The sequence below is a fragment of the Actinomadura sp. NBRC 104425 genome, assembly GCF_030269545.1.
In the GTDB taxonomy this organism is placed as follows: domain Bacteria; phylum Actinomycetota; class Actinomycetes; order Streptosporangiales; family Streptosporangiaceae; genus Spirillospora; species Spirillospora keratinilytica.
Genome location: NZ_BSTN01000010.1, coordinates 103436 through 116990, shown reverse-complemented (window position 1 = coordinate 116990; position 13555 = coordinate 103436). Strand labels below are relative to the sequence as shown.

Here is a 13555-nt window from a genome sequence, read left to right as displayed (position 1 = left end):
ATGCGTCCGGCCGGGCCCCGGGGTGGGGTCCGGCCGGACGTTCGGCGCGGATCAGTTCAGGGTTCCGGTGCGAGCCTCCTTCTGGGTCAGGGGGCGAAGGATCGTGGTGTAGGTGTAGTCGCGGTCAGGGCGCACCTGGTACTCGGGGCGCACCGGGTTGGGGGTGTCGCCCACGCCCGTGACGGCGTGGTCGACGTGCAGGGTGTTCCACCCCGGGTTGCGTTGGAGGGCGAACGGGTACAGGGCGCGGTCCAGGTCGTCGTACGGGGTGACGCTGACCTCCAGGTCGCCGCCCACCAGCAGCCCCGCGCGGCCGTCGGACAGCATGGCCCAGCGCACGTCGTCGTGGTTGCCGTGGTCCTGGGGCCGGTAGTAGTCGACGTACTGCTCGTCCACCGTGGACGACCACACGCCCATGGGGGTGCCGTCCTTGCGGTCGTTGTAGTTCTCCACGGGGCCGCGTCCGTACCAGGCGAAGCGCTCGAAGCGTTCGGGCGTCTTCACCGTGTAGCCGACGCGGGCCAGGTACGGCAGGGTGCGCGCGTCGCCCTGCGGGCTGACGTGGTGGGTCAGCTCGATCTGGCCGGAGCCGTCCACCGTGTAGGTGGTCGTCTGGTCGAACCAGGCGTTGTAGCCGGGCGCCTGGACGCGGCTGGCGATCTCCACCGTGGCCGTGGCGCCGGGCGTCGCGGTGACGGACGTCGGCGTCGTGACGAGGCGGTCGAGGCCCGCGCGGCGCCAGTTCTCGCCCTCGGCGTTGCCCCACGTGTAGGTCTCGTTGCTGATCGGGGGGCGCCACACGTCCAGTTCGGGGCCCTTCTCGACGAGCTCGACGCCCTTGTAGCGCATCGAGGTGAGGGTGCCCTCGGACTTGTCGAAGACGTACCGGAAGTCGCGTCCGGTGACGATGACCTCCTTGTCGTTCTCGGTGGTGCGGACGGTGCCGGTGGCGGGCCTGCGGACGTTCGGCACCTTCGTCCCGCCCGCCGGGAACTGGCCGAACCCGACGACGTGGCCGGACCGCGCGTACCACTGGCGGTCCTTGAGGACGGCCTCGACGGTCAGCCACCGCTCGGCGCCGGACGGGTTGGCGGGCGGCGGCGGGACGGCCACCTGCGTAGAGCCGCCCGGGTCGAGCCGCAGCGGCGCGCTGCCGGAGCGCAGCACCCGGTCGCCCTCGGTGTAGCGCCAGCGCAGCTCCAGGTCGGAGGTGCCGGCGAAGACCCGCTCGCTGGCCACGGTGACGGTCTCGCCGGAGCGGGTGACGCGGATCGGCGAGTGCACCCAGGCCAGCTGGGCGGTCTCGGGCTGGACGTACCGGTCGGAGCCGACCAGGCCGTCGACGCCCGACAGGCTCTGCCCGTTGGACAGGAACGTGCCGTCGGTGTCGAACCGGTCGAAGTCGAGCGCCAGCGCCGCGTCCTGCTTGGGGTCGGCGCCGGAGGCCAGTTCCCCGGCGGTCAGGGCGCGGGGGTAGACGCGGACCTGGTCGATGGTGCCCTTGGCGAACCGGCCGTGGTCGTTGTCCTGCATGGTCTCGGGGTTGCGGGCGATGTTCAGGTCGGCCGACGACCAGTCGATCTCCCCGCTGAACGGGACCTGCGCGGCCTCGCGTCCGTCCACGTAGAGGCGGACGGCGGTGCCGTCGTAGGTGCCGGTGACGCGGTGCCAGCGGTCGTACCAGTCGGCGGGGACGGGCGCGCGGACGGTGCGCCACGTGCCGCTGTGCACGAAGAACTCCAGGGTGTTCTCGTCGCTCATCTTCAGCGCCCACTGGTGGTCGCCCTTGGCGATCATCGTGAAGTCGCCGGTCCACGGCCGCACCGGCTTGACCCACGCGTCGAGGGTGACGGCCTTGCCGGTGATGTCGAGCCGGCGGTCCCGGTAGACCTCGACGAAGTCGTCCAGACCGGAGAAGTAAAGCGCTTTCCCCTCATGCCCGTCGACGACCTCCGGGATCCCCTGGAGCCAGCTCTTGATCTTGTTTCCGGAGGAGTCGGGCGTGGTGGTCAGGGGGTGCCGCATGTTGGCCTCCGCCCAGTCCCAGATGAAGCCGCCCTGCACCTGCGGGTACTTGCGGACGACCTCCCAGAACTCGCGGAAGTTGCCGAGGCTGTTGCCCATCGCGTGGGCGTACTCCCCCATGATGATCGGCTTGGTGGTGGAGTTCGCCTGCTGCTCCAGCCGCGCCGGGGTCGGGTAGCGCGGCCCCCACACGTGCGCGTACGGCGCGTCGCCGTCGGGCGAGTTGGACTGGTGGTACAGCGGCCGCGTCGGGTCGGTCGCGGTCGCGTACTCGGCCATCTTGGTGTGCGCGGCGCCGAGCCCGGCCTCATTGCCGGTGTCCCACATCAGCACGCTGGGGTGGTTCTTGTCGCGGGCGAGCAACGCCTGGAAGCGGTCGGCGAACGCCTTCTGCCATTCGGGCCGGTCGGCCAGGCAGTCGTTGGGCGCGACCCGGTCGCAGTTCTCCCAGTTGTGGGTCTCGATGTCGACCTCGTCGTCGATCCAGAGGCCGCGCCGGTCGGCCAGGTCGTACAGGTACGGGTCGGACGGGTAGTGCGCGGTGCGGATCGCGTTGATGTTGAGCCGCTTCATCAGCGCGACGTCGGAGTCCATCCGCTCGCGGGTCTGGTGGCGCCCGGTGTCGGGGTCGGTCTCGGGGCGGTTGACGCCCTTGATGAGGATCCGCTTGCCGTTGACCAGCAGCTGCCGGTCCTTGACCTCGATCTCGCGGAAGCCGATCGTCTCGCTGGTGGTATGCGTGACGCGGCCGTCCGGCCCGGCCAGTTCGAGGACGAGCGTGTAGAGGTTCGGTGTCTCGTCGGTCCACTTGGCGGGGTCGGCGACGTTCGCGCTGAGCTTGACCGTCGCAGTGCCGCCGGCGACCGTCGTCGTGCCGGAGAAGGTCTGCACGCGGCGGCCCTTGGGATCGACGAGGGTGGCCTTGACGGTGTGGTTCCCCTGCTCGCCCTGCTTGCTGGCGAGCGTCACCACGGCGTTGAGGGTGGCGTTGCGGTACGAGGCGTCCAGGTCGGTGGTGATGTAGGCGTCGCGCACGTAGGTCTTGGGCGTGGAGTAGACCCACACCGACCGGAAGATGCCGCTGTAGCGCCACTGGTCGACGTCCTCCAGGTACGACCCGGAGCTCCAGCGGTGCACCTGGACGGCGACGGTGTTGGCGCCCTTGCGCACGTAGTCGGTGACGTCGAACTCGGCGGGCGTGTAGCCGCCCTGGTCGTAGCCGACGTACCGGCCGTTCACCCACAGCAGGTACGCGCTGGTGACGCCCTCGAACCGCAGGAAGACGCGGCGCCCGTCCCAACTGGAGGGAATGTCGAAGCGCTTCACATACGCACCCGTCGGATTGACGTCCTTGGGCGCGCGGGGCGGGTCGTCCGGCACCATCTCGGTGGGGATGTTGCGGAAGATCGGATGGTCGAGCCGGTCGCTCTGCCAGGTGTGCGGCACCTGCACCTTGGTCCAGCCGGAGGTGTCGTACCCCTCGCGGTAGAAGCCCTCGGGGACCTCGGCGGGGCGCTCGGCCATGGCGAGGCGCCACTCCCCGTCGAGGGAGCGCTCCCATTTCGAGCCGCGGGAGGCGATGGCGTCCTCGCGGTCGTCGTAGGGGTGCAGCACCGAGTGCGGGGGCTCCTGCCCCTCGCCGGTCATCTCGGGGTCGTCGAGATAGGTGTAGACGTCGGACGGCGGCCCGGACGGCGCGCTGTGCGCGGCGGCCGGGACGGCCGCCAGCCCGGTGGCGGCGAGCACGGCGGCCAGGACGAACACAAGCCGGGAGCGGATGCGGATACCCAGGGGTGGGGGCATGGGTCGCGGTGCCTCCTCTGGCGGTCCGGGCGCAGCCCCCTGACAACGCCCGAAACGGCGTTCTGACGGATGAGGTGAAGTCCCCGTTCTGGGACGCTAAGCGCCGCAAGTGATCTCGTCAATGAACGCGGCCGAGTGTGGCGAAAGGCGCCAGAGATATCAGCGGGACGTGGCGGTTTTCGCCAGCCGCCCCCTTTGCGCCCCCACCCCTGCTCTTGAAAAGGACATACCAAAAATGGGCGGGCCGGAATTCGGCTGGCCGCCGCGGGAGAGGCTCGCGCCGACGCGATCGCGGGCCGGGCGGACCGCGCCGAAACCGATCCGCCCTGTCACCGAGTGCAGCCGCCCTCGCTGCGCGCCGCGGACCTCGGGCGTCGACGCCGTCCAAGGCACGGGCACCACCGCCACCGGCGAGAAGGCGGCCGCCGCCTGGCCGCCCTCGTACGCTGCGCCGCGCGCTCGCGGCGGCGGCCTGGCCGGACGGCGCCTTCCGGCCAGGGGCGGCGGGCCGGTGTCCGCCAGGGCGGCGCGGCTGAGCGGAAGGGCCGGTCGGGGCCGGGCGGCCCCGACCGGCGCGCTCCCTCCGGACCCGGTCGGCGCGGGCTCAGTCGCGGCCGACCGAGATGACGACGCGGCGGTTCTCGGCGCGGCCGCGCGGGTTGTCGGAGCCGTCGGCGTTGGTGTTGGGCGCGACGGGCTTGGTCTCCCCGTAACCGGTGATCTTCAGCCGGGAGCGGGCGATGCCGCCGCGGGTGGCCAGCCAGTCGGCGACGGCCTGGGCGCGGCGCCGCGACAGATCCAGGTTGGCGGCCTCGTCGCCCTTGGCGTCGGTGTGCCCGTCCACCCGGACCGCCGCGTCCGACGGCGCCTCCTTCTTGATCGAGGCGGCCACCTTGGCCAGTTCGGCCGCCGCCTGCGGCCTGATGTCGGCCTTGCCGAACTCGAACAGCACGTCGGCGTCCATGCGGTAGGCCACCTGGTTCTTGTCCTCGAGGACCTCGGTGCGTCCGACCATGCGGCCGCGCAGGCTCGCACCGGGGAACGAGACGCCCGGCACCGACACGCCGGGGACGCTGACGCTGGGCACCGTCACGCTGGGGATGCACTCGCCGTCGTCGTTGCAGGCCCGCGGCCGGTACAGGGAACCCCGGTAAAGAGAACCCCGGTACAGGGAGCCGCGGTAGAGGGAGCTGCGGTAGACGCCGGCGACGTATCCGCCTTCGGGCCCCGGCTTCTCCTGGCACACCTCGGGGACGGACACGCCGTTTTTGTAGACGGCCTCGTGCCGCACGGCCTCATGGCGCACGGGCTCCAGGTGGATGCCGCCCGCGTTGACGCCGGGGATCTCCACCGCCGGGATCTCCACGGCGGGGATCATGGTCGGCGGGATCGTCACGGCGCCCAGGCAGCCGCCCGGCGCCTCCTGCACGGTCACGCACTGCGCGGGGACGCGCTGCGCGGGGATGTTCACGCCCGGGATCGTCACCGCCGGGATCACCTGGCCGCCGACGCGGGCCTCGGGGATGTGCACCGGCTCGCTGCGCACGGCGGGGATCTCGACCGCCGGGATGAGCTTGCCGCCGCGCGGGCAGCTCTTCGGCTCGGGGGTCCCCGCCCCCGGCGCGGCCGCGGGCGCCGCGCTCGAGGAGGGTCGGGACGAGGCGGCGCCGCCCGCCTTCTTGTCGGAGTCCTCGCCCCCGCTGCCCCCGCATCCCGCGCCGACCAGAGACACCAACCCCATCATCGCCACAAGAGTCCGCTTCCTCACGAGGCGTGATGGTAGGCCCAAGACCCGACAGACGCGAACACATTAGACACCCCCGCCCGCCGACGGACATCGCCCCCAGATGTCCGCTCTGTTAAGGCGACGTTAGATCTGGGGCTTCGTTGTTGAACGCGGTTCGGCGGATCGGTGACGCTTCGGGGGCCTGCGGTGACGCAGGTCACCCCGTTCCCGTCCCGTGATGCGAGGAGGTGCCCGGTGACGACGACGTTGTCCGGCGGCACGCCGTCCCGGCCCGCCCGGCGCCCGTGGCAGGCGCTGGTCGGCGGTTCGATCGGCAACCTGATCGAATGGTACGACTGGTTCGTCTACTCCAGCTTCGCCGTCTACTTCGCGGCCTCGTTCTTCCCCAAGGGGAACCCGACCGCGCAGCTGCTGAACACGATGGGCATCTTCGCCGTCGGGTTCTTCATGCGCCCGGTGGGCGGCTGGCTGCTGGGGCGCCTCGGCGACCGGCGCGGCCGCAAGGCCGCGCTGACCGCCACGGTCACGCTGATGTCGGTCAGCGCGCTGCTGATCGCCATCGCGCCGACCTATGACGCCGTCGGCTACTTCGGCGCCGCGGTGCTGCTGGTGGCGCGGCTGCTGCAGGGCCTGTCGGTCGGCGGCGAGTACGCGGCCAGCGCCACGTACCTGACCGAGGCGTCGACGCCCGGGCGGCGCGGCTTGTTCTCCAGCTTCCAGTACGTGTCGATGACCGCGGGGCAGCTGTGCGGGCTCGGCCTGCAGATCCTGCTGCAGCGCACCATGTCGGACGACGCGCTGCACTCCTGGGGCTGGCGGATACCGTTCATCGTCGGCGCGGTGGGCGCGGCGGTGGTGTTCTACCTGCGCCGCAACCTGCTGGAGACCGAGGCCTACGAGGCCGAGGAGGAGGCCGCCGCGCCCGCCGAGCGCGGCACGCTGGCCGGCCTGTTCCGGCACCGCCGGGAGTTCGCGCTGGTCATCGCCCTGACCATGGGCGGCACGGTGGCGTACTACACCTACACCACCTACCTCACCAAGTACCTGTCCAACACCGCGGGCATGAGCAAGGACGACGCCACGCTGGTCAGCTTCTGCGCGCTGACGGTGTTCATGTTCCTGCAGCCCGCCGCCGGGGCGCTGTCGGACCGGATCGGCCGCCGGCCGCTGCTGATCACGTTCGGCGTGGGGTCCATGCTGGGCACCGTGCCGATCATGACGGCGCTGCGGAACGTCAGCGGGTTCTGGCCCGCGCTGGCGCTGATGCTGGGCGGCCTGGTGATCGTCACCGGCTACACCTCGATCAACGCGGTGGTCAAGGCCGAGCTGTTCCCCACCCACGTGCGGGCGCTGGGCGTGGCGCTGCCGTACGCGCTGGCCAACGCCATGTTCGGCGGGACCGCCGAGTACGTGGCGCTGTGGTTCAAGCAGGGCGGCATCGAGTCCGGGTTCTACTGGTACGTCTCGGGCTGCGCTGCGGTGTCGCTGGTGGTGTACGCGACGATGCGCGAGACGCGGCACGCCGTGCTGTCGCGCACCGAGCAGGCCCCCGCCGCCGAACTGGCGGGCCGCGGCTGACCTGGCGCGAAGCCGTACCGCGAGCGCCTACCCTTGCTCCGGATGGGGGCAAGGGTAGGTCCGTGCCGGGGTGAGGTGGGCATGCGGGTGCTGTTGGTCGAGGACGACGACCGGCTCGCCGACGCGCTCGGCACGGCGCTGATCGGGCGCGGCCACCGCGTCGAGCGGGTGGTGCGGGCCGACGACGGGTTGCGGCTGAAGGACCGCTGCGACTTCGTCCTGCTGGACCTCGGCCTGCCCGACATGGACGGCCTGGACATGCTGCGGCGGCTGCGCCGGGTGTCGGCCGTGCCGGTCATCGTGATCACCGCGCGCACCGAGGAGCGGGCCGTGCTGCGCGGCCTGCGCGCCGGGGCCGACGACTACCTGGTCAAACCGTTCCGGATCATGGAGCTGCTGGCGCGGATGGACGCGGTGGCACGCCGCTTGGTCCCGCCCGGCCGGTCCCCCGCGCCCGCCGACCCGGCCGCCGCGCCCGAGGTGGTCCAGGTCGGGGACGTGCGGATCGACCTGCGCGCCCGCGAGGTCACCGTGGCCGGCGCCCCGGTCGCCCTGACCCGCCGCGAGTTCGACGTGCTCGCGCTGCTGGCACGCGAGCCGGGCGTGGTGCGCAGCCGCGAGGAGATCCTGGACGCGGTGTGGGGCGACGCGTTCCTGGCCGCGTCCCGGTCGCTGGACGTGCACATCGCCGGGATCCGGTCCAAGACGGGCCGTCCGGGGCTGGTGCGCACGCTGCGCGGCACCGGCTACCGGCTGGGCTCCGGGGACTGATGCGCCGCCGTCTGCTGCTGACCTACCTGGCGCTGATCGGCGGGCTGGTGCTGGCGCTGGCGGTGCCGCTGGGCTGGGCGTACGCCCAGCAGCGCACGGGCGTGCTGCTGCTGGACCGGCGCGCCGACGCCACCCGCCTGGCCGAGCTGACCGACCAGGCCGTCCGCGAGGGCGACACCTCCGTGCTCGACAGCGAGGTGCGCCGGTACGCGACCCTGTACGGGGCGGGCGTGGAGATCCGCGACGCCTCGCGCACCGTGCTGATCCGCTCCGGCGCCGTGGACCCGCCCGACGCCGCGGCGGTGCGGCGCGCCCTGGCCGGGCGCACCACCGAGCGGCTGCCGCTGGTCACCCCGTTCGGCCCGGACCGGGTGGCGGTGGCCGAGCCCGCCGGGCGCGATGCGCAGGTCGTCGGCATGGTGCTGGTGGAGGCGCCGACGGGCGACGCCCGCCGCGACATCGCGATGGTGTGGCTGGCCCTGGCCGCCGCGGCCGCCGCCGCGTTCACCGTCGCCGTGGTGGCGGCGCGGCGGCTGACCCGCTGGACGCTGCGTCCGGTGGCCGAGCTGGACGCCGCCACCGAGGCGATCGCGGCGGGCCGCATGCACGCCCGCGCCGCGGTCGGCGGGCCGGGCCCGTCGGAGCTGCGCCGCCTGGAGGAGCGGTTCAACGCGATGGCCGACGCGGTGTCGGCGGCGCTGGAGCGCCAGCGCGCCTTCGTCGCCGACGCCTCCCACGAGCTGCGCACCCCGCTGGCGGTGCTGTCGCTGCGGCTGGAGAACCTGCAGCCGCACCTGCGCGACACCGGCGCCGACGAGCACCGGCGCGCCCTGGAGGAGGTCGACCGGCTGGGCGCGATGCTGGAGGACCTGCTCACCCTGGCCCGCCTGGAGTCGGGCACGGGCGCGGCGGCCGGGCCGGTGGACCTGGTCGCCGAGCTGGCACCCCGGCTGGACGCCTGGGGCGAGGTCGCCGCGGCCCGCGCCGTCGGCCTGCGCGCCGACCTGCCGGAGCGGCTCACCGCGCACTGCCCGCCCGACACCGCCGGACGCGTCGCCGACATCGCCATCGACAACGCGATCAAGTTCGTGCCGGAGGGCGGGCGGGTCACCGTGTCGCTGGCGGCGTGCGACGGCGCGGCCGTGCTGCGCGTCGCCGACGACGGCCCCGGCCTGGACCCGGGCGAGCTGGCGGCGGCGCGGCGCCGGTTCTGGCGGTCGCCGCGGCACGGCAACGTCGAGGGCAGCGGGCTCGGCCTGGCCATCGCCGACGAGCTGGCCCGCGCGGGCGGCGGCACCCTGGAGCTGCGGCCCGCCGACCCGCACGGCCTGGTCGTCGAGCTGCGGCTGCCGCTCGACGGGTACGGTCAGCCGTAGACGGAGCGGTAGTAGCGGACGGCGCCCGGGTGCAGCGGAACGGTGCCGGTGCCGATCGCGTACCGCTCGTCGAGGTAGCTGCCGGGCACCTCCGGGCCCGGAAGCCGGTCGCGGGCGCGGAACATCACGCGCGTGACCGTCTCGGCCAGGCCGGACGACAGGCCGCGGCGCGCCACCAGGTAGCTCGGCACCCCCACCGTGGGCACCTCCGCGGCCTGCCGGTACGTCCCCGCGGGCACCGACACGCCCACGTACGTGGGGCCGTGCGCGCGGCGCAGCGCCAGGACCAGCCCGTCCAGCGGCACCAGCCGCACCAGCGTGCGGGCGGCCAGGTCGGCGATCGCCTTGGTCGGCACGCCCCCGGACCAGAAGAACGCCTCCACCTCGCCGGCGGCCAGCGCCGCGCACGACTCGGCCAGGCCGAGCCGGACGGCCCGGACGGGGCGCGGCGGCCCGGCCGCGCGCAGCACCCGCTCCCCCAGCACGGCCGTGCCCGACCCCACGGCGCCCAGCGACACGCGGCGTCCCGCCAGGTCGGTGACGCGCCGCACCGGCGAGTCCTCGGCCACCACCAGGTGCGTGTAGTTGAGGTAGATGCGGGCCAGCGCGGTCACCGGCAGGGGCGTGCGGAACGCGCCGCGCCCCGCCACGGCGTCGGCGGCGCTGTCGCTCAGCGCGAGCGCCAGGTCGGCGCGGCCCGCGGCGAGCATCTCCAGGTTCTGCACGCTGGCCGAGGTGGTCAGCACGTGGACGGTCAGGCCGCCGACGCGGCGCCGCAGCTCCTGGGCCAGCCGCCGCGCGAACGGCTCGTACTGCCCGTCGGTGGGACCGCTCGCCAGTACCAGCCGCCGCCGGCCGGCCGAGCCGCCGGAGCGTTGCGAGCAGCCCGCCAGCGCGGCCGCGGCCGCCGCGGCGCCCGTGCGCAGGGCGCCGCGGCGGCTCAAGGCGAAGGCTGCGGGCGGCACCCGCCCACGTTACCGCCGGTAGGTGAGGCCGTAGCCGTACGGGAACAGCGGCTCCTGGCCGTCACCGCGGTTGATCGGCTGCTGGTCGAAGCTGCGCATCCACGTCATCGGCAGTCTGCCGGTGGGCTTGGCGACGCCGAACAGCACGTCGGCGACGCCGCGTCCCTCGGTGCCCGGCAGCCAGGACGCCACCAGCGCGTCCCAGTCCGGCAGGTGCGCGGCGATGTCCAGCGGCCGCCCGGACACCAGCACCACGATCACCGGGACGCCGGAGGCGCGCAGCCGTTCGATCGTCGCCAGGTCCTCGGGGTCCAGGCCCAGGCCGTCGGGCCGGTCGCCCTCGCCCTCGGCGTACGGCAGCTCGCCGACGACGGCGATCGCCGCCTTGTAGGAGCCGTCGATGCCCGTGCCGTCCCGGCTGTAGTCCACGGTGGTGGACCGCCCCACCGTCTGCCGGATGCCCTGCAGGATCGTGGTGCCGGGCGTGATGTTCCCCGGCGAGCCCTGCCAGGTGACCGTCCAGCCGCCGCTCTGGATGCCGATGTCATCGGCGGCCCGGCCCGCCACGAAGATCTTGTTGTGGTCGCGGGCGAGCGGCAGCACCCCGCCGTCGTTCTTCAGCAGCACCTGCGACTCGGCCACGGCGCGGCGGGCCAGCGCGCGGTGCCGTGCGCTGCCGACCGCGCCCAGCAGGCCGCGGTCGGCGTACGGCCGTTCGAACAGGCCCAGCTCGAACTTCTTGGTGAGGATGCGCCGGTTGGCGTCGTCGATGCGGGCCATGGGCACGTGCCCGGCCTGCACCTCGCCGCGCAGCGTGTCGATGAAGCGGCGCCACTCCTGCGGCACCATCACCATGTCGATCCCGGCGTTGATCGCGGTGGCGACCTCCTGCGCGGTGAACCCGGGCTGCCCGTCGATCTGGTCGATGCCGTTCCAGTCGGACACGACGAAGCCGGTGAAGCCGAGCTCCTTCTTCAGCACGTCGGTGATCAGGTAGCGGTGCCCGTGCACCTTCACCCCGTTCCACGAGCTGAAGGAGACCATCACCGAGCCGACGCCGCGCCGCACCGCGGCCCGGAACGGCGGCAGGTGGATCCGGCGCAGCTCGGCCTCGGAGATCTTCGTGTCGCCCTGGTCGTCGCCGCCTTCGGTGCCGCCGTCGCCGACGTAGTGCTTGGCCGTGGCCAGGATCGACGTGCGGCCGTCCAGCCGCCGGCCCTGGAACCCGTCCACGATCACCGACATGGCGGCGGGCAGCTCGGGCACCTCGCCGAACGATTCGTACGTGCGGCCCCAGCGGTCGTCGCGGGCGACGCACAGGCACGGCGCGAACGTCCAGTCGACGCCGGTGGCCGCGACCTCCTCGGCGGTGGCGCGGCCGATCTCGCGCACCAGGCCCGGGTCGCGGGTGGCGCCGAGTCCGATGTTGTGCGGGAAGACCGTCGCACCGACCACGTTGTTGTGGCCGTGCACGGCGTCCACACCGTAGATCATCGGGATGCGTTTGGGGGTGGCCAGCGCGGCGCGCTGGAACCCGTCGTACATGTCCGCCCACGCCTCGGCCGTGTTGGGGGTGGGCGTGGACCCGCCGCCCGACAGCACTGACCCGATGCGGTACCGGGTGATGTCGTCGGCGGTGACGCTGCCGCGTTCGGCCTGCGTCATCTGGCCGATCTTCTCGTCCAGCGTCATGCGGGACAGCAGGTCCTCGACGCGCTCGCGCACGGGCCGCCGCGCGTCGAGGTAGGCGGGGCCCGGTGCGTGCCGCGCGGTCTGCGCCGCGGCCGGGACGGCGGCGGCGCCGGTGAACGCCAGCAGCGCCGCCGCGAACACGGCGGTCTTCGCCCTGCGGCCGGGCAGGGAACGGGACGGGGAACGACTCATCTCGCCTCCGGGGTGGGCCAACAGCTCAGCGGACCGTGCGTACCCCTCTCCTCGCCAGCAACTTAAGCTCCGCCAGCCCCGGCGAACAGGCCCCGTCCACTACCGGCCGCCGTCCGAAACGCACGAGCGCGCCCCCCTGAACGGGGGCGCGCTCGTGTGAGCGGAGGGTGCGAGAATCGAACTCGCGCAGGGAGGACCCTGACGACGGCTTAGCAAGCCGCTGCCTTACCGCTCGGCCAACCCTCCGGGAAGTCAGAAACCGCCTGCGCGGGCTCCGGCCGCCAGGCGATGCGCAGATCGGGACGGTGCCGTCACGTCCCGCCGCGTCCGCTGCCAAGACCGGACAGGCCGCGCATCCGGCTACTGTGGCGCCGCATCGCCGTCTCCTTCCGTTCTCGGTCTCGCGTTACGGCATCAGGTTGCCGCAGGTACCGCCGAGCATGCAAGACGTTTTCCGGGCGGCGCGTCCCGGCGGCGCGTCCCGGCGGCGCGTCCCGGCGGCGCGTCCCGGCGGCGCGTCCCGGCGGCGCGGCCGGCCGCCCGCGCCGGTCCGCGATCGTCTCAGCCGGCGGCCTCGCAGGCGTCCCGCAGCGCTCTGAGGGCGTGATAGACGCGGGCCTTGACGACCTCCACGGGAAGCCCGAGCGACGCGGCCGCCTCGTTGACCGACCGCCTGCGGAAGTACGTCTCGGTCAGGATCTCTCGGTGCGCCCACGACAGCGACCGGAACGCCCGCGCCGCGGGCTCGTGCATGGGAGCGGGCGCCGCCTGGCCCGCGCTTTTGCCGGTTCGCAGTGCCACACCCAGAACCTCGCATCTCACACCACCCCCGGCGATCCCCTTATGCCGCACTTAAGGTCCTCTTGCGAATCGGTTCATTCGCCTCACGTCCGGCGGGGTCCGGTGGAGTCGCCCCAGGAGCCGCCCACCTGCACAAACCCGGGAGGGAGAGGCGGCGGACCGTCCGCATGAGTCGAGCCGCGTCGGCCAAGAACGACAAGCGGTGGCTCCCCGGATTGGCTCCCCGCCTCCCCTCCCGCAGGAGGGAGGCACACCATGGTCAAGATCACCGAGACCCGCATGACCGCTGAAATCAACGGATGCGTCATCGCCGAAGCCACCCGCACCGCCGGTGTCTGGCACGCCACCAGGTGGCCGACGCCGCTCACCTACAACCAAGCGATCACGGCCCTTACGATCGCCGAGCTCGTGGCGACGGGGGCCGACGAGGCGGACCCGTGCGTGATGTCGCTCCGAGAGGAGTTGACCGGTGGCTGACCGTCTCACCCGGATCACAACGGTGCTCGCCGTGGGCGCCGATGTGACGCACGGCTGAGCCGCGACGCGACGACGAGGCCCCCGCCCGGTCAAGGTGGACCGGGCGGGGGCCTCCGCATGATCAGGTG

The 13555-nt window shown here is 73.2% G+C and carries 9 protein-coding genes and 1 tRNA gene; 4 read left to right on the top strand and 6 right to left on the bottom strand.

Annotated elements, in window-relative coordinates; translation table 11 throughout:
- Positions 1-51: 51 nt before the first annotated feature.
- Both QSK22_RS17505 and QSK22_RS17500 read right to left on the bottom strand, forming a co-directional pair.
- The gene (locus tag QSK22_RS17505) at positions 52-3828 is read right to left on the bottom strand and encodes a glycoside hydrolase family 2 TIM barrel-domain containing protein (RefSeq protein WP_285495263.1); all 3777 of its coding nucleotides are present in this window, start codon (positions 3826-3828) and stop codon (positions 52-54) included.
- Positions 3829-4432: 604 nt separating this feature from the next.
- Positions 4433-5569 (bottom strand): OmpA family protein, encoded by a 1137-nt coding sequence (locus tag QSK22_RS17500; RefSeq protein ID WP_285495369.1) that lies wholly within the window; start codon positions 5567-5569, stop codon positions 4433-4435.
- A gap of 240 nt (positions 5570-5809) precedes the next feature.
- Here QSK22_RS17500 and QSK22_RS17495 point away from each other — a divergent pair, with 240 nt between their 5' ends.
- The 3 genes from QSK22_RS17495 to QSK22_RS17485 all read left to right on the top strand — a co-directional run bounded on the left by QSK22_RS17495 (position 5810) and on the right by QSK22_RS17485 (position 9300).
- Positions 5810-7153, top strand: coding sequence for an MFS transporter (locus tag QSK22_RS17495; protein ID WP_285495262.1), 1344 nt, complete (start codon positions 5810-5812; stop codon positions 7151-7153).
- Positions 7154-7234: 81 nt separating this feature from the next.
- Positions 7235-7924 carry a response regulator transcription factor gene (locus QSK22_RS17490; RefSeq protein ID WP_285495261.1) on the top strand — a complete coding sequence of 230 codons (690 nt, stop codon included), beginning with the start codon at positions 7235-7237 and terminating at the stop codon, positions 7922-7924.
- Complete coding sequence (locus tag QSK22_RS17485; protein WP_285495260.1) at positions 7924-9300, top strand: sensor histidine kinase; 1377 nt, start codon at positions 7924-7926, stop codon at positions 9298-9300. Before QSK22_RS17490 ends, QSK22_RS17485 begins: the two co-directional genes overlap by 1 nt.
- On the opposite strand, the gene QSK22_RS17480 is transcribed toward QSK22_RS17485, so the two are convergent.
- The 4 genes from QSK22_RS17480 to QSK22_RS17465 all read right to left on the bottom strand — a co-directional run bounded on the left by QSK22_RS17480 (position 9291) and on the right by QSK22_RS17465 (position 12950).
- Positions 9291-10265 carry a TAXI family TRAP transporter solute-binding subunit gene (locus QSK22_RS17480; protein WP_285495259.1) on the bottom strand — a complete coding sequence of 325 codons (975 nt, stop codon included), beginning with the start codon at positions 10263-10265 and terminating at the stop codon, positions 9291-9293. The genes QSK22_RS17485 and QSK22_RS17480 overlap by 10 nt on opposite strands.
- A 9-nt stretch (positions 10266-10274) precedes the next feature.
- Entirely contained in the window at positions 10275-12149 is a 1875-nt protein-coding gene (locus QSK22_RS17475) for a glycoside hydrolase family 3 protein (protein ID WP_285495258.1), read from the bottom strand.
- A gap of 161 nt (positions 12150-12310) precedes the next feature.
- A tRNA-Ser gene (locus tag QSK22_RS17470) sits at positions 12311-12395 on the bottom strand.
- A 315-nt stretch (positions 12396-12710) separates the two neighbouring features.
- The gene (locus QSK22_RS17465; RefSeq protein WP_285495257.1) at positions 12711-12950 is read right to left on the bottom strand and encodes a sigma factor-like helix-turn-helix DNA-binding protein; all 240 of its coding nucleotides are present in this window, start codon (positions 12948-12950) and stop codon (positions 12711-12713) included.
- A gap of 255 nt (positions 12951-13205) precedes the next feature.
- Here QSK22_RS17465 and QSK22_RS17460 point away from each other — a divergent pair, with 255 nt between their 5' ends.
- The gene (locus tag QSK22_RS17460) at positions 13206-13427 is read left to right on the top strand and encodes a hypothetical protein (protein WP_285495256.1); all 222 of its coding nucleotides are present in this window, start codon (positions 13206-13208) and stop codon (positions 13425-13427) included.
- Positions 13428-13555 lie beyond the last annotated feature (128 nt).

Bases quoted from the DNA above. Each gene is read 5' to 3' on its own strand.
- QSK22_RS17505 (WP_285495263.1), bottom strand. From the start codon at position 3,828: ATGCCCCCACCCCTGGGTATCCGCATCCGCTCCCGGCTTGTGTTCGTC.
- QSK22_RS17460 (WP_285495256.1), top strand. From the start codon at position 13,206: ATGGTCAAGATCACCGAGACCCGCATGACCGCTGAAATCAACGGATGC.
- QSK22_RS17500 (WP_285495369.1), bottom strand. From the start codon at position 5,569: ATGGGGTTGGTGTCTCTGGTCGGCGCGGGATGCGGGGGCAGCGGGGGC.
- QSK22_RS17475 (WP_285495258.1), bottom strand. From the start codon at position 12,149: ATGAGTCGTTCCCCGTCCCGTTCCCTGCCCGGCCGCAGGGCGAAGACC.
- QSK22_RS17490 (WP_285495261.1), top strand. From the start codon at position 7,235: ATGCGGGTGCTGTTGGTCGAGGACGACGACCGGCTCGCCGACGCGCTC.
- QSK22_RS17485 (WP_285495260.1), top strand. From the start codon at position 7,924: ATGCGCCGCCGTCTGCTGCTGACCTACCTGGCGCTGATCGGCGGGCTG.